Here is a 13,923-nt window from a genome sequence, read left to right as displayed (position 1 = left end):
CTACCCCCGGCTTAACAAATCGGTTATGGTTAACCGATGGGGGAACTTAGATTTTTCGCGGCCGTCTTAACGGCCATCGGCGCCATTGGCATGGCAACGGCGCAGACCAACGCGCCCGCGCCCAAGCCTGGCACGCTTGAAACCTACAAGGACTGGACCATCGGTTGCGACAATCGCAACCGGTGCGAGGCGGTGTCGCTGCTGCCCGGTGGCGACTGGCCCGACAATCCGGTGATGGTCGGCGTCGCCCGTTCGGCTGGTCCCGATGCCGCGGCCGAAGTCTGGGTCAGCCGCGATGCCAAGGGTTCCTCCGACGTCAGCTTCCTGGTCGACGGCCGCAAGGTCGCGACGGTGACCGCGCGCGATGGCGACGCCACCCTGCGCGGGCCGCAGGCGTCGGCGCTGGCGATCGCGATGGCGCGCGGCAGCACGATGGAAGTGCGCACCGGCAACCGGTCGCTCGGTCGTCCCTCGCTTGCGGGCGCGGGCGCGGCGATCCGCTACATGGATGCGCGCCAGGGCCGGGCCGGCACCACCACCGCGCTGGTCGCGACCGGGCCGCTCGGTCCGCTGGCGGTGCGCGTCGCGCCGCCGACGCCGGCGATCCATCGCGCGATCATCGCGGCGGGCGATGCTCCGGCCGCGCTGTGGCGCGAGGAGCGGACCGCGCTCGGCAAGTTCACCGGCTGCACCGACGAGATGGCCAATGGCCAGTCCGAACTGCATCGCCTGTCGAAGAATGACACGCTGATCCTGGTTCCCTGTGGCTCTGGCGCCTATAATTTCACCACCGTGCCGGTGATCGCGAGCGGCATTCCGGGCCGCCGCAGCTTCCGCTTCGCGCCGTTCGACTATGCCCCCGGCTGGGGCACGGAGGAGATCGGCCATCCCACCCTGGTCAATGCCGGCTGGGCGCCTGAAAAGTCGCTGCTGCAAAGCTTCGCCAAGGGGCGCGGCATCGGCGATTGCGGCACCAGCCAGACCTATGTCTGGGATGGCAGCCGCTTTCGCCTGACCGAAGCGACCAGCATGGGCGAATGCCGTGGCGCCTGGCGCTGGATTCCCGTCTGGACCGCGCAGGTCGTCGAATAGGACGCGGCTGCAATAGGAAAATTGCAGCCCCGATGGCGCGCTTTGCAATGGAAATATTGCAGCGCACACACCATATGAAGGGCATGGCAAGCACCGCATCCCTTTCCGACGCGCCGCCGCAAGCCGCCGCTGCGCTGCCCAACCCGATCCGCGCCGTCATCTTCGACATGGACGGCACGCTGCTGGATACGGAGGCCGCGCATCGCGATGCCTTCGCATGCACCGGCGCCGCGATGGGCTGGCCGATGTCGGACGAGATGCTGCTGTCGATGGTCGGCATCCATCGCGACGAAAATCTGCGGATGCTGGCTGACCGTATGGGCCCTGACTTTCCGGTCGATCAATTCTATGCCGACAGCGACGCACTGTTCGTCGCCGCGCTGGAGGCCGGCATTCCGCTGCGGCCGGGCGCGGAAGTCATATTGGACCATCTGGCCAGGGCCGGCATCCCGATGGCGATCGCGACCTCGACCATGGCACCCTATGCCCAGCAGCGGCTGGAAAAGGCGGGGCTGCTTCCTTATTTCCAGACCGTCGTCACCCGCAATGACGTCGACCGCCCCAAGCCCGACCCGCAGCCCTATCTGCTGGCGGCTGAGCGGCTGGGCGTCGATCCGGCCGATTGCGTCGCTGTGGAGGACAGCCATGCCGGCGTCCGCGCCGGCGTGGCGGCGGGCATGGCGACCGTGATGGTTCCCGACCTCCTACCGCCGACCGAGGAACTGGTCCTGGCGGCCAGCGCGATCCTGCCCAGCCTGCACGACCTGCGCGACCTGCTGCTGGCGACGGAATAGGCGGTAGGCATCATACCGCTGGGACGGCGGAGTTGGGGTGGGAACAAGACATTCCTCCCCGGTACGGGGAGGGGGACCACTCGCGCAGCGAGTGGTGGAGGGGCACAGGCCCAATAGCGCAGCGCTAAGAGGCACCTGCCCCTCCGTCAGCGCTTCGCGCTGCCACCTCCCCGTTCCGGGGAGGAATGTCCGCTTCTGGTCGAAAGAAGACCCTCACCCTCGCTTTCCTACTCGGCCTTTCTCTGATCTATCCTGGGCGATGGAAGCCGTACTTCATTCCAACCCCGGACCATGGCGTTTCAGCCGCCCACTGTCGCCTCGCTGTCGCGTCCGTGTCGCGTCGAAGGCGCGTCGCCCTGACCCGATTGTCGCGCTACTGTCGCTTCATCGGCGCGTGCCAGGCGCATAGCCAGCGCATTGGGCCGGAATCGGCCCCACGACACTGTGAACTTCGACTGTCGCGTGAAATTCCCCGGCAGATTCTACCCCGCCTTCGCCAGCACCAGCGCGAACAGACCGTCCGGGTCCATCCACTCGGCCGTCGGTTCCCATCCGCCCGCGCGCAGCAGCAGCCGTTCATCGCGCGCGCCATATTTATGGCTGCTCTCGGTGTGAATGGTCTCGCCGGCCTTCATGTGAAAACATTGACCCGCGACATGGAAATGCAGCGGCTCGGTCGCTTCCAGATGCATCTCGATCCGCGCCTTCTCGTCATTCCAGATGGCGCGATGGGCAAAGGCCTCGACCGGCAGGTCGCCCTCCAGTTCGCGGTTGATCCGCACCAGCAGATTGCGGTTGAAGGCGGCGGTGACACCGGCTTCATCGTCATAGGCGGCGATCAGTCGGTCGCGATCCTTGATCCGGTCCATGCCGATCAGCAGCATCGCATCGTTGCCCAGCAACCGGCGCATCGCGCGCAGCAGGTCGACGGCGGTGTCCGGTTCGCTGTTGCCGATGGTGGAGCCGGGGAAGAAGCCGAGCCGGGGCAGGCCGTCGATCGCATCGGGCAGGGCCAATGTGCCGGTGAAGTCGCCGACCAGCGGCAGCACCGGCAGTCCGGGAAAGGCGCTCGCCAGTTCGGCGCTGCTGGCGCGCAGGAAATCGCCGCTGATGTCGATTGGCACATAGGCGGCTGGATTGATCGCGCGCAGCAGGTGCGGCGTCTTGCGCGCGCTGCCGGCGCCGAATTCCACCACTGCCCGGCCGGAGCCGATGGCGGCGGCGAAATCACTGCCATGGCCGGCCAGCAGCGCGGTTTCGGTGCGGGTCGGATAATATTCGGGCAGGTCGGTAATATCCTCGAACAATTCCGATCCGCGCCGGTCGTAGAACCAGATGGGCGGGGTCGCCTTGGGCGATCGGGCAAGGCCGGCCAATATGTCGCGGCGGAATGCCGGGTCGATGGTGCGGGCGGCGGGCATGTCATGTGTCAGCAGCATGGGGCTTACAGATCCTTGGCCAGCCGCAGTCCCGTGAACTGCCAGCGTTGATGGGGGTGGAAGAAATTGCGGTAACTGGCGCGGACATGGCCGCGCGGGGTGGCGCAGCTGCCGCCCTTCAGCACGAACTGCCCGGACATGAACTTGCCATTATATTCGCCGACGGCGCCGGGGGCGGTGCGAAAGCCGGGATAGGGGCGATAGGCGCTGCCGGTCCATTCCCACACATCGCCGAACATCTGGGTCAGGCTGGTGCCGTCTTCGGCGGCGCGGGGGCGGGGGCAGGCGGCGCCGTCCAGTTGCTCGCCACTGGTCGGCGCGATGTTGAGCGCCGCGCTTTCCCACTCCGCCTCGGTCGGCAGGCGCGCGCCCGCCCAACTGGCATAGGCGTCGGCCTCATACAGGCTGATATGGCAGGCCGGGGCGGCGGGATTGACCGGCTGGCGTCCGTCCAGGCCGAAACGGGTCCAGCCCTTCTCGCCGCGCTGCCAGTAGAGCGGCGCCTCGATCCCTTCCGCCTGGACCCATGCCCAGCCATCCGACAGCCACAGCGCCGGATCGCGATAGCCGCCATCCTCGATGAAGCTGATCCATTCGCCATTGGTGATCGGCCGGTGGGCCAAAGCATGGGGGCGCAGGAAGACCTTGTGGCGCGGCCCCTCGCAATCGAAGGCGAAACCGGTCTTGCCGTCGTCGCCGATCTCGACCAGCCCCTCGCGTCCCTCGATCCAGTGCAGCGGTCCGGGCACCGGCGCGGGCATCGCCCTGGGCGCATCGAACAGGGCAGGGGCGATGGGATTGAGCGAAAAAAGATGCTGCAGGTCGGTCAGCAGCAATTCCTGATGCTGCTGCTCATGGTGCAGCCCCAGCGTCACCAGCGTGCAGGCGGCCTCCGGCAGATGCGGCATGGCGGCCAGCAGCGCGGCATCGACATGGGCGCGATAGGCGCGCACCTCGTTCAGGCTCGGCCGGGTCAGCATGCCCCGCATCGGCCGGGCATGGCGGGGGCCTTCCGCCTCATAATAGCTGTTGAACAGATAGGCGAAGCGGTCGTCGAACGGGCGATAGCCCTCGACATGATCGCGCAGGACGAAGGTTTCGAAGAACCAGCTGACATGGGCCAGATGCCATTTGGCGGGCGATGCGTCGGGCATCGACTGCACCGTGGCATCCGCGTCCGACAGGGGCGCTGCCAGCGCCTGCGTCAGGGCGCGGACGGCGCGATAGCGTTCCGCCAGCGCGTCCTGTCCGGGCTGGATCCAGATTTTGGCCATGCACGCCCCTTTCGATACGGTTGCACCGCTCTCGCAAGGGGTAAGCGCATGACCGGGCAGGTCGGTTCCTTGCCGGCCCGCCGCGGCGCAGAATCAGGCGGCGGTGCGCTCCGGCCGGGCACGGCGCAGCTGGTTGCGGCCATTGGCCTTGGCTTCGTACAGTGCCTGGTCTGCCATGCGCAGCACCTCGTCCATCTCCTCGCCCTTCCAGCGACAGATGCCGGCGGAAAAGGTGATCGGGCGGCCATCGACATCGCCCAGCGGATGCTCGCGAATCTGCTCGGCCAGGCGCGCCAGCGACCAGCTCGCCTCATCCTCGATGCAATGCTGGAAGAAGACGGCAAATTCCTCGCCGCCCCAGCGCGCGACCATGTCGATGCGCCGGATCTGGGCGGACAGGCGGGTCGCGAAATCGCGCAGCACCCGGTCGCCCTCGTCATGGCCCAGCCGGTCATTGACCTGCTTGAAATGATCGATGTCGATGATCGCGATGCAGCCCTGGCGCTTCTCGACCGGCAGCTCGTCGATCTGGGCCAGCAGGCCGCGCCGGTTGGCGATACCGGTCAGCGGATCTTCATGCGCCGCCACCTGCAATTCGTCCATCTGCGCGCGGGTCGATGTCGCTGCGCGATGAACGCCGGCATAGAGGGTGCGGATCACGTCGCCGACTTCGGGCAGGACCGGTGCCTCGGGACTGTCGGGGCGCAGCGTATCGGCCAGCGCATGGATCGGGCTCAGTAGCGCGCCGATCCCCATCAGCGCCATGATCGTGCCGACCAGCGTGGCGCCGAGCAGCAGCAGGAACTCGGCCAGCGCGATCCGGCCGGTGGCCATGCCCCAGCTGATATAGCCGATCAGCGGCAAATGGGTCGCGACGAAGCAGAGTGCGAACAGGCGCAGGCGCAGGCTGCGCGGAAAGATGAAGGATGTTGCCAGATAGAATTGCATCTTGGCCCTCTCACTAATTGCGAATAACCCGCAAATTTGGAGAATTGGCTAAACGCGCTCTGAATGAATAGGGTTAATGTTGCGCTGCAAGGCAAAGCGTGGCCGATGGTAGCCAGGCCGTTGAAATCAGACCTGTCTTGACGCGCCCGGCACCCATTTAACATCGCGCGCGCCATTGTCGTTCAGCCGGCGGGCGAGCACGAACAGCAGGTCGGACAGGCGGTTGAGATAGGACAGCGCCTGCGGATTGAGTGCGACATCGACGGCGGCGGCCGTCGCGCTGCGCTCGGCGCGGCGGGTGATCGCACGGGCGAGATGGACGGCGGCGGCGGCCGGACTGCCGCCCGGCAGGATGAAACTGTCGAGCGGAGCCAGATCGGCGTTCATGTCGTCGATCTGCTGTTCCAGTCGCGCGACCTGGCCGGCAATGATGCGCAGCGCCCAGGGCTCGTCCGCGCCGTCCGGGATCGGCGTGGCGAGGTCGGCACCCAGATCGAACAGGTCGTTCTGGATGGTGGTCAGCCAGGCCGCTTCGGGCCTGTCGCCGATCGCCAATATGGCCAGGCCGATCGCACTGTTCGCCTCGTCCACGTCGCCCACCGCCTGCATGCGCGGCGCATGTTTGGGCAGGCGCGATCCATCGACCAGGCCGGTGGTGCCCGCGTCCCCGGTGCGGGTGTAGATCTTGTTGAGCTTGACCATCAGCCCTCAGCCATTGCCCTTCATCATCAGCAACAGGGCGATGATGATGACGGCGCCGGCCTGGAACAGGATGCGGTTCATCATCATCCGGTTCTGCTTCAGGCTGGACGGGCGCGGCGCCCCCTCCGGCAGGTTCAGTTCCTCCTTCGTCGCCTGGAGGAAGGCGATGATGCCGCGGACAAGCGCGAACAGGGTCGCGGCCATGGCAAGGATCAGGGCGATGACGAGCACGGTGGTCATAGGGGGATGCTAGGCCGCTCCGGCGGTGATGCCAACCGGAAAGCGCCCGGCGCGCAGATCATCGGCCAGGCGCTGCGGGTCCATGCCGGCGCCGCGCAGTTCGGCGAGCGCGATCGCGCCGTCCCGCTTCGCCAGCCGCTTGCCATCGGCGCCCAGCAGCAGCGGGTGGTGGATATAGGCGGGGCTTGGCAGGTCGAGCAGCGCCTGCAGCAGGCGATGGATGTCGGTCGCGGCGCGCAGGTCATTGCCGCGCAGCACATGGGTGACGCCCATAGCCGCATCGTCCAGCGTGCAGGACAGATGATAGCTGGCCGGCGCATCCTTGCGCGCCAGCACGACATCGCCGGCCGCCGCCGGATCGGCAGGGCTGTCGATGGCGTGCGCATCAAGGTCGATGGGATAGGGCAGGGCGGCCCAGCGGAGTGGCCCCGCCCGTGCGACCGCCGCCTGCATGTCGATCCGCCAGGCATGGGGCATGCCCGCCGCGATGCGCTCCGCGCGCACGGCGATCGGTAGGGCGCGACAGGTGCCGGGATAGACCGGGCCTTCCGGGCCATGCGGCGCGGTCAGGCTCGCCTGGATATCGGCGCGCGTGCAGAAGCAGGGATAGAGAAGGTCCATCGCGCGCAGTCGGTCGAGCGCCGCGTCATAGTCGGCCAGGTGCTGCGACTGGAAGATGATCTCCCCATCCCATGCCACGCCCAGCCAGCGCAGATCCTCGACAATCCCGTCGACATGTTCGGGCCGGCTGCGGGTGCCGTCGATATCCTCGATCCGCAGGCGAAAGGCGCCACCCGCGGCCCGTGCCAGGTCCATCGCCATCAGCGCCGACCAGCCATGGCCGACATGCAATCGACCGGTGGGGCTTGGCGCGAAACGACTCACAAGATGCTGTGGTGCGGTGGATTGAGTCATACAGGCTCTTGACGGCGGATATTCGTTAATGCTGTCATGCTCTTGTCACGTTGTTGGTCGATCAGCGGCGTCGGCAAGGGGGTAGAGGCGACTATGTACCATCCCGACCTGATACGGCATCCGGAAAACTGCCCGGCGCTGGTTTTGAATGCGGACTATACACCGCTCAGCTATTATCCCCTGAGCCTGTGGCCCTGGCAGACCGCCATCAAGGCGATTTTTCTGGAGCGGGTGGATATCGTCTCTTCCTATGAGCGGGAAGTCCACAGCCCCAGCCTGCAGATGCGCATCCCCTCGGTCATCGCGCTCAAGCAATATGTGCGGCCCTCGGAGCATCCGGCCTTCACCCGGTTCAACCTGTTCCTGCGCGATCGTTTCAGCTGCCAATATTGCGGCACGACGCAGGATCTGACCTTCGACCATGTCGTGCCGCGCCGCGCGGGTGGCCGCACCACCTGGGAGAATGTCGCGACCGCCTGTTCGCCCTGCAATCTCAAGAAGGGCGGGCGCACCCCGCGCGAAGCGGGCATGCAGTTGCATGTCCAGCCGATCCGGCCGACCAGTTGGCAGTTGCAGGAGCATGGCCGCGCCTTCCCGCCCGGCTATCTCCACGAAAGCTGGCACGACTGGCTCTATTGGGATGTCGAACTGCTGGCCTGACGCGCGGCGCGTCAGCTCATCGCGGGCAGCCAGTCCAGGTCCATATGCTTGTGCCGATTGGTATAATGGCCGATCTCTTCCAGCCGGGCCATGTCGACCAGCGTGATCCGGCCATTGGCGCGGCTGATCAGCTTTTCCTGCTCCATCTGCCGGATCATCCGGTTCACATGGACGGATGTCAGGCCGATCGCGTCGCCAATCTCCTCCTGCGTCAGCTTCAGGTCGAAACTGTCGGTGATGCTGTCGTCGGTCACGCGCAGCCGATCGAACATGTCGAGCAGGAAGGAGGCGACCCGCGCCCTGGCCGATGTGCGGCCGAGCGAGGCAAGCCGGTCGGTCATCGCCACCCGCTCCGCATTGGACAGCAGGAACAGCAGGGCAGCGACGCGCGGATATTCCTCCAGCAACCGGCGCAGCGCATGCTTGTCGAACGGGCAGACGATGGCGTCCGACAGGGCGACCAGTGATTCCGGGGCCTTGCTGTAAACGGTGCTGGCCGAACCGATGAAATCGCCGGGGAAGTAGACGCGCAATATCTGGCGGCTGCCATCGGGCAGGATGACATAGCTCATGACCCGACCTTCGCGCAGCACGAACAACTCAGTGATCGTCTCGTTGACGCGCTGGATCATGGCCCCGCGTTTGATCTTGCGGGGATTTTCTTCCAGCCGAGCCAATGCTGCTTTTTCTGCGTCGGACAGGGGAACCGTCTTGGCCAGTCTTTCCGCGAAACAGCTCGTCGCCACCAATACACCTTCTTCTTGAAATTGTTGTTACGATGGCAGAACGCCCCAACCTCCTTTTGGCTGCATTTCGGCAAGGCGCACTAAACTCGATCAAGGTTGCGGCGATCCGCGAAAATAGTCTTCCGCCGCGCCCGTCCCTGCCCGTTTTTCACGCCGAACGACCGCGCGCGCGCCTTGCACGGCGCGCAATAGACGCTATGAAACCTAGCCAATGGACCGCATTCACATTCGCGGCGGCAAGCAACTCAATGGCCGCCTTCCCATCTCCGGCGCTAAGAACGCTGCCCTGACGCTGCTGCCGTGCGCGTTGCTGACCGACGAGCCCGTCGCGCTGCGCAATCTGCCGCGCCTGGCCGACGTCGACAGCTTCGGCCATCTGCTCAACCAGCTTGGCGTGTCGACCATGATCGAGGGCGCCCGTCCGGAGGATTTCGGCCGCGTCATGACGATGCGCGCCGGTCGCGTGACCTCGACCGAGGCTCCCTATGACATCGTGCGCAAGATGCGCGCGTCGATCCTGGTGCTCGGCCCGCTGCTCGCCCGCGCCGGCGAGGCACGGGTGTCGCTGCCCGGCGGCTGCGCGATCGGCAACCGTCCGATCGACCTGCACCTCAAGGCACTGGAAGCATTCGGCGCGATCATCGAGATCGCGGCCGGCTATGTCCGCGCCAGCCTGCCCGATGGCGGCCTGCCCGGCGGCATCTATACCTTCCCGGTGGTGTCGGTCGGTGCGACCGAAAATGCGCTGATGGCGGCCTCGCTCGCCAAGGGCACCTGCATCCTGGAAAATGCCGCGCGCGAGCCGGAGATCGTCGATCTCTGCAAGCTGCTGATCGCGATGGGCGCCGATATCGAGGGCGTGGGCACCGACAAGCTGGTGATCCATGGCCGCGATCGTCTCCACGGCGCGACCTACAGCGTCATGCCCGACCGTATCGAGGCGGGCAGCTATGCCTGCGCTGCGGCGATCACCGGCGGTTCGCTCGACCTGATCGGCGCCAATGCCGACGATATGCACGCCATCCTGGCTGCGCTGCGCGACGCTGGCGTGCAGATCGACGAGCATCGCGACGGCATCCGCGTTTCGTCCGACGGCAAGCTCAAGCCGCTGACCCTGTCGACCGCGCCTTTCCCAGCCTTCCCGACCGACATGCAGGCGCAGTTCATGGCGATGCTGACCAAGGCGGAGGGCGCGTCGGTCCTGACCGAGACGATCTTCGAGAATCGCTACATGCATGTGCCCGAACTGGCGCGCATGGGTGCCGACATCAGCGTCAACGGCCGCACCGCCGTGGTGCGTGGTGTCGACAAGCTGGTCGGTGCGCCGGTGATGGCGACCGATCTGCGCGCATCGATGAGCCTGATCCTGGCCGGCCTTGCTGCCGAAGGCGAGACCATCGTCAGCCGCGTCTATCATCTGGATCGCGGTTATGAACGGCTGGAGGAAAAGCTCTCGGCCGTCGGCGCCGACATTGAGCGGGTCAGCGATGGCTGACGGACGCGGCCTGGCAACGGATCGGGCGGCGCTGCTGGCGCTTTATGATCTCGACGCCGGCGGTTTCCGTACCCTTGACGACATTACCAGCTTCGCCGCGCAACTATGCGGGGCGCCGATCGCGCTCGTCAGCATTGTCGAGGATGTAAGGCAGCGCTTTTTGGCGCGGGTCGGGCTGGATGCGGAGGAGACGCCGCGTGACGTCTCCTTCTGCGCCCTTGCCATGCTGGGCGACAATATCTTTGTCGTGCCCGACGCGACGCAGGATGCGCGTTTCATCGACAATGCGCTGGTCACCGGTGCGCCGCATATCCGTTTCTATGCCGGGGCGCCGCTGGTCGGCGGCGATGGCGAGCCGCTGGGTGCGCTCTGCGTCATCGATACGGTGCCGCGCGATGACCTGACCCCGCTGCAGCGCCAGGGGCTGTCGCTGTTGGCGCGGCAGGTGATGGTGGAACTGGAAGGGCGCCGCCGCGATCGCGACGTGATCGCCCAGCAGCGGCTCGACGCGGCAGCGGTGGCGGATAGCGATCGCATGTTCCGCACCCTGGCCGACACCATGCCGCAAATGGTCTGGTCGACCCTGCCCGACGGCTATCATGATTATTATAATGCGCGCTGGTATGAATATACCGGCGTGCCGGCCGGATCGACCGATGGCGATGCCTGGAACGGCATGTTCCATGTCGATGACCAGCCCAAGGCCTGGGAGAAATGGCGCCATTCGCTGGCGAGCGGCGATCCCTATGAAATCGAATATCGGCTGCGGCACCGCGACGGCCTCTATCGCTGGACGCTGGGGCGCGCCCTGCCGATCCGCGACGCGCAGGGGCAGATCATCCGCTGGATCGGCACCTGCACCGAGATTCACGAGCAGAAGCTGATGCTCGAAGAGCGCGAGATGATCGCGCATGAGTTGTCGCACCGGATCAAAAATATCTTTTCCGTCATCGCCGGCCTCATCGGCCTGTCAGCGCGCGAGCGTCCGGGCATGCAGGAAGGGGCGGACGACCTGCGCGACCGTATCCTGGCGCTGGGGCGGGCGCATGACTTCGTCCGCACACATGGCGGTGGCGTCAGCATGGCGGAGGAGCAGGCATCGCTTCATGGCGTGCTGGAGGAGATTTTTGCGCCCTATGGCGGCCGGGAACGACTGCAACTGTCAGGCGACAATCCGCCGATCGATGATCGCTCGGCGACGCCGCTGGCGCTGCTGTTTCATGAACTGGCGACCAATGCCGCCAAATATGGCGCGCTATCGACGCCCGATGGCTTTATCGCGCTGCATGTGGTGATGCAGGATGAGGATATCCGGCTCGACTGGCGCGAAGAGGGCGGACCGAGTGTGGCGCCGATCGCTAGCGAAGGCTTTGGCAGTCGCCTGATCGCGCTTAGCGTCGAGCGTCAGTTGGGTGGTCAGCTCGAACGGCAATGGTGTCCCGAAGGACTTCGGCTCAGCCTGCGGATACCGCGACGCTCGATGCACCGCGCTGCGGCGGGAAGGGTGTAAAGCCGGCAATCTCCGCTGTGGCGAGGTCGGCTGCTTCGGTGGCGGCCAGGCGCACGGTCTGGGCAATGCTCTGTGCGCGGAAGGGTTTGGTGACGACGCCCAGCGCCGCAACGGAAGCCGTGCCGATCTGCGCCGGATTTGCGGTCACATAGATGACCTTGATGCCGAAGCGGCTGGCCAGTTCCATGCCGATGGCGGGGCCGGTGGGGCCATCACGCAGGTTGAGGTCGACCAGGGCGATGTCGCAGGATTCGGCGGCGGCCATCGCCGCCTCGCGGTCGGCCGCGATGCCGCCGACATCGAAGCCGGCATCCTGCACAATCTGTTCGATTTCCAACGCGACGAAAATCTCGTCCTCGACGATCAGAATCTTCTTGCTCATCCCTGCGCCCGCTTATGCTGGTGTCGATAAATGCGGAAAGGGACGAAGAGTTCCCGAAATATGTAAAAATCAGGTGTCGTCGTTTTCGATGCTGGTCCAGGCCGTGTCGAACGCGGTGCCGTTCATCAGCAGGACCGATGCGGGATAGCCGCCTGCCGCTGCCTTCTTTGCCGTTTCGGTGGCGCTGTCGATCGCCGCCTGCTGCGTCGCGAAGGGGCCGTAATAGCTGTTGTTGAGGTTGATCTTCCACGCGCCGTCATGCGGGACGATGATGTAGCGGGCGTGGGGCAGGTCGGTCATGGTCGCGATGGTCTCCGATGGCAGGTCAGCGCGCGGGCATCCGCCGGGCGCTCGCCAGATGATGGGCATGGGTGATCGCCACCGCAAGGGCATCGGCCGCGTCGGACCCGACGATCTTGGCGCCGGGCAGCAGCCGCTGGACCATGGCATGGACCTGCTCCTTCGACGCGTTGCCGACGCCGACGACCGATTTCTTGACGAGGCGGGCGGCATATTCGCCCACTTCCATGCCGGACCGCGCGGCATTCAGCAGGATGACGCCGCGCGCCTGGCCCAGCTTCAGCGTCGATTGCGGATTGACGTTGACGAACACTTCCTCGACCGCGGCGCCATCGGGCCGATGTTCCAAGATCAGGTCGGTCAGCGCCAGATCGAGCGCCATCAGCCGCGTCGCCAGCGACATCGCGCTGTCGGTCTTGATCTGGCCGTTGCCGACATGGGTCAGGCGATTGCCGTCGGCGGCAATCAGGCCCCAGCCGGTGGTGCCGAGGCCGGGGTCGAGGCCAAGTATGATCATGGGTGCAGGATCGTCCGCGTCGGGCAAGACCGGCGCGCATCGGCGCTGCGCGATCTCGCCCGAAGCGAACGGGAGCCGGGCATCTTAGCCCAGCTTCTCCATCACGGCGTCGGAGACTTCATAATTGCCCCAGACGGTCTGGACGTCGTCATCATCTTCCAGCGTGTCGACCAGCTTCAGCAGCGTTGCGGCATTGGCTTCGTCGACTTCCAGCGTGGTCTGCGGCTTCCAGGCGAGCTTGGCGCCCTCTGCCGGACCCAGCTTGGCTTCCAGCGCCTTGGCGACTTCGTGCAGCGCGTCCATCGCGGTCCAGATCTCATGCTCGTCTTCGTTCGACGAGACATCGTCCGCACCCGCTTCCAGCGCGGCTTCGAAGACGGCGTCGGCATCGCCGGCGCTGGCGGGATAGGTGATCAGGCCCAGGCGGTCGAAGCCATGGCTCACCGCGCCCGATGCGCCCAGGTTGCCGCCATTCTTGGCAAAGGCGGTGCGGACATTGGTCGCGGTGCGGTTGCGATTGTCGGTCAGTGCCTCGACGATGATGGCGACGCCGCCGGGGCCATAGCCCTCATAGCGGATTTCCTCGTAATTCTCCATGTCGCCGCCGATCGCCTTGTCGATCGCGCGCTGGATATTGTCCTTGGGCATCGACTGGGCCTTGGCGGCGTTGACCGCCAGGCGCAGGCGCGGGTTCATGTCCGGATCGGGCATGCCCATCTTGGCCGCGACGGTGATTTCGCGCGACAGCTTGGAGAACATCGACGAGCGCTTCTTGTCCTGCGCACCCTTGCGATGCATGATGTTCTTGAATTTGGAATGGCCGGCCACGGCCTTCTCCTGACATTTTCTGTGAAACCGAAGCGCGCTCTCTAGCGAGCGCGTCGCCATCCTGCAACGCTAGAGGATGGC

Annotated in this window: 16 protein-coding genes; 5 read left to right on the top strand and 11 right to left on the bottom strand. The window is 65.7% G+C overall.

Features of this window, described 5'->3' with window-relative positions; genetic code table 11:
• The first annotated feature begins 36 nt into the window (after nucleotides 1-36).
• Together JQK15_RS03500 and JQK15_RS03495 are read left to right on the top strand one after the other, a co-directional pair.
• Nucleotides 37-1,092 carry a DUF1176 domain-containing protein gene (locus JQK15_RS03500; RefSeq protein WP_214863442.1) on the top strand — a complete coding sequence of 352 codons (1,056 nt, stop codon included), beginning with the start codon at nucleotides 37-39 and terminating at the stop codon, nucleotides 1,090-1,092.
• 83 nt (nucleotides 1,093-1,175) lie between these two features.
• Nucleotides 1,176-1,886 carry an HAD family hydrolase gene (locus tag JQK15_RS03495; protein ID WP_214863440.1) on the top strand — a complete coding sequence of 237 codons (711 nt, stop codon included), beginning with the start codon at nucleotides 1,176-1,178 and terminating at the stop codon, nucleotides 1,884-1,886.
• 482 nt (nucleotides 1,887-2,368) lie between these two features.
• Here the strand turns inward: JQK15_RS03495 and egtD are convergent, their stop codons facing one another.
• The 6 genes from egtD to gluQRS form a co-directional block, all read right to left on the bottom strand.
• Nucleotides 2,369-3,325 carry an L-histidine N(alpha)-methyltransferase gene (gene egtD / locus JQK15_RS03490; RefSeq protein WP_214863438.1) on the bottom strand — a complete coding sequence of 319 codons (957 nt, stop codon included), beginning with the start codon at nucleotides 3,323-3,325 and terminating at the stop codon, nucleotides 2,369-2,371.
• 5 nt (nucleotides 3,326-3,330) lie between these two features.
• Nucleotides 3,331-4,599: an ergothioneine biosynthesis protein EgtB gene (gene egtB, locus JQK15_RS03485; protein ID WP_214863436.1), complete on the bottom strand. Its 1,269-nt coding sequence runs from the start codon at nucleotides 4,597-4,599 to the stop codon at nucleotides 3,331-3,333.
• 93 nt (nucleotides 4,600-4,692) lie between these two features.
• On the bottom strand, nucleotides 4,693-5,547 hold the full coding sequence (locus JQK15_RS03480; RefSeq protein ID WP_214863434.1) for a GGDEF domain-containing protein: 855 nt from the start codon (nucleotides 5,545-5,547) through the stop codon (nucleotides 4,693-4,695).
• 126 nt (nucleotides 5,548-5,673) lie between these two features.
• Nucleotides 5,674-6,249 carry a cob(I)yrinic acid a,c-diamide adenosyltransferase gene (locus JQK15_RS03475; RefSeq protein WP_214863432.1) on the bottom strand — a complete coding sequence of 192 codons (576 nt, stop codon included), beginning with the start codon at nucleotides 6,247-6,249 and terminating at the stop codon, nucleotides 5,674-5,676.
• 6 nt (nucleotides 6,250-6,255) lie between these two features.
• Nucleotides 6,256-6,489: a twin transmembrane helix small protein gene (locus JQK15_RS03470; protein ID WP_004210155.1), complete on the bottom strand. Its 234-nt coding sequence runs from the start codon at nucleotides 6,487-6,489 to the stop codon at nucleotides 6,256-6,258.
• Between the two features lie 9 nt (nucleotides 6,490-6,498).
• Complete coding sequence (gluQRS, locus tag JQK15_RS03465) at nucleotides 6,499-7,404, bottom strand: tRNA glutamyl-Q(34) synthetase GluQRS (protein WP_214863430.1); 906 nt, start codon at nucleotides 7,402-7,404, stop codon at nucleotides 6,499-6,501.
• Between the two features lie 93 nt (nucleotides 7,405-7,497).
• Between gluQRS and JQK15_RS03460 the strand changes: the two genes are divergently transcribed.
• Nucleotides 7,498-8,064, top strand: a complete 567-nt coding sequence (locus JQK15_RS03460) for an HNH endonuclease (RefSeq protein WP_004210158.1) — start codon at nucleotides 7,498-7,500, stop codon at nucleotides 8,062-8,064.
• Nucleotides 8,065-8,075: 11 nt separating this feature from the next.
• Here the strand turns inward: JQK15_RS03460 and JQK15_RS03455 are convergent, their stop codons facing one another.
• Entirely contained in the window at nucleotides 8,076-8,813 is a 738-nt protein-coding gene (locus JQK15_RS03455) for a Crp/Fnr family transcriptional regulator (RefSeq protein ID WP_214863428.1), read from the bottom strand.
• 208 nt (nucleotides 8,814-9,021) lie between these two features.
• Between JQK15_RS03455 and murA the strand changes: the two genes are divergently transcribed.
• Together murA and JQK15_RS03445 are read left to right on the top strand one after the other, a co-directional pair.
• Entirely contained in the window at nucleotides 9,022-10,305 is a 1,284-nt protein-coding gene (gene murA / locus JQK15_RS03450; protein WP_214863426.1) for a UDP-N-acetylglucosamine 1-carboxyvinyltransferase, read from the top strand.
• Nucleotides 10,298-11,815 (top strand): sensor histidine kinase, encoded by a 1,518-nt coding sequence (locus tag JQK15_RS03445; protein ID WP_214863424.1) that lies wholly within the window; start codon nucleotides 10,298-10,300, stop codon nucleotides 11,813-11,815. Before murA ends, JQK15_RS03445 begins: the two co-directional genes overlap by 8 nt.
• Here JQK15_RS03445 and JQK15_RS03440 read toward each other — a convergent pair.
• The 4 genes from JQK15_RS03440 to JQK15_RS03425 form a co-directional block, all read right to left on the bottom strand.
• Nucleotides 11,760-12,197: a response regulator gene (locus JQK15_RS03440; RefSeq protein ID WP_037515798.1), complete on the bottom strand. Its 438-nt coding sequence runs from the start codon at nucleotides 12,195-12,197 to the stop codon at nucleotides 11,760-11,762. The two genes, JQK15_RS03445 and JQK15_RS03440, sit on opposite strands and share 56 nt — an antisense overlap.
• Nucleotides 12,198-12,266: 69 nt before the next feature.
• Nucleotides 12,267-12,497, bottom strand: a complete 231-nt coding sequence (locus JQK15_RS03435) for a DUF2188 domain-containing protein (RefSeq protein ID WP_004210167.1) — start codon at nucleotides 12,495-12,497, stop codon at nucleotides 12,267-12,269.
• Nucleotides 12,498-12,522: 25 nt separating this feature from the next.
• Entirely contained in the window at nucleotides 12,523-13,014 is a 492-nt protein-coding gene (ruvC, locus tag JQK15_RS03430) for a crossover junction endodeoxyribonuclease RuvC (RefSeq protein WP_214863421.1), read from the bottom strand.
• A gap of 84 nt (nucleotides 13,015-13,098) precedes the next feature.
• Entirely contained in the window at nucleotides 13,099-13,842 is a 744-nt protein-coding gene (locus JQK15_RS03425) for a YebC/PmpR family DNA-binding transcriptional regulator (RefSeq protein WP_004210169.1), read from the bottom strand.
• Nucleotides 13,843-13,923 lie beyond the last annotated feature (81 nt).

Origin of the sequence: Sphingobium sp. BHU LFT2 (assembly GCF_018604485.1) — a bacterium.
Classification (GTDB): Bacteria; Pseudomonadota; Alphaproteobacteria; order Sphingomonadales; family Sphingomonadaceae; genus Sphingobium; species Sphingobium yanoikuyae_A.
The sequence above is the reverse complement of the archived record's forward strand: the minus strand, read 5'-3'. Positions and strand labels throughout refer to the sequence as shown.

Excerpts from the sequence above, each read along its gene's own strand:
- JQK15_RS03500 (WP_214863442.1), top strand. The coding sequence starts at position 37 with ATGGGGGAACTTAGATTTTTCGCGGCCGTCTTAACGGCCATCGGCGCC.
- JQK15_RS03495 (WP_214863440.1), top strand. The coding sequence starts at position 1,176 with ATGGCAAGCACCGCATCCCTTTCCGACGCGCCGCCGCAAGCCGCCGCT.
- egtD (WP_214863438.1), bottom strand. The coding sequence starts at position 3,325 with ATGCTGCTGACACATGACATGCCCGCCGCCCGCACCATCGACCCGGCA.
- egtB (WP_214863436.1), bottom strand. The coding sequence starts at position 4,599 with ATGGCCAAAATCTGGATCCAGCCCGGACAGGACGCGCTGGCGGAACGC.
- JQK15_RS03480 (WP_214863434.1), bottom strand. The coding sequence starts at position 5,547 with ATGCAATTCTATCTGGCAACATCCTTCATCTTTCCGCGCAGCCTGCGC.
- JQK15_RS03475 (WP_214863432.1), bottom strand. The coding sequence starts at position 6,249 with ATGGTCAAGCTCAACAAGATCTACACCCGCACCGGGGACGCGGGCACC.
- JQK15_RS03470 (WP_004210155.1), bottom strand. The coding sequence starts at position 6,489 with ATGACCACCGTGCTCGTCATCGCCCTGATCCTTGCCATGGCCGCGACC.
- gluQRS (WP_214863430.1), bottom strand. The coding sequence starts at position 7,404 with ATGACTCAATCCACCGCACCACAGCATCTTGTGAGTCGTTTCGCGCCA.
- JQK15_RS03460 (WP_004210158.1), top strand. The coding sequence starts at position 7,498 with ATGTACCATCCCGACCTGATACGGCATCCGGAAAACTGCCCGGCGCTG.
- murA (WP_214863426.1), top strand. The coding sequence starts at position 9,022 with ATGGACCGCATTCACATTCGCGGCGGCAAGCAACTCAATGGCCGCCTT.
- JQK15_RS03445 (WP_214863424.1), top strand. The coding sequence starts at position 10,298 with ATGGCTGACGGACGCGGCCTGGCAACGGATCGGGCGGCGCTGCTGGCG.
- JQK15_RS03440 (WP_037515798.1), bottom strand. The coding sequence starts at position 12,197 with ATGAGCAAGAAGATTCTGATCGTCGAGGACGAGATTTTCGTCGCGTTG.
- JQK15_RS03435 (WP_004210167.1), bottom strand. The coding sequence starts at position 12,497 with ATGACCGACCTGCCCCACGCCCGCTACATCATCGTCCCGCATGACGGC.
- ruvC (WP_214863421.1), bottom strand. The coding sequence starts at position 13,014 with ATGATCATACTTGGCCTCGACCCCGGCCTCGGCACCACCGGCTGGGGC.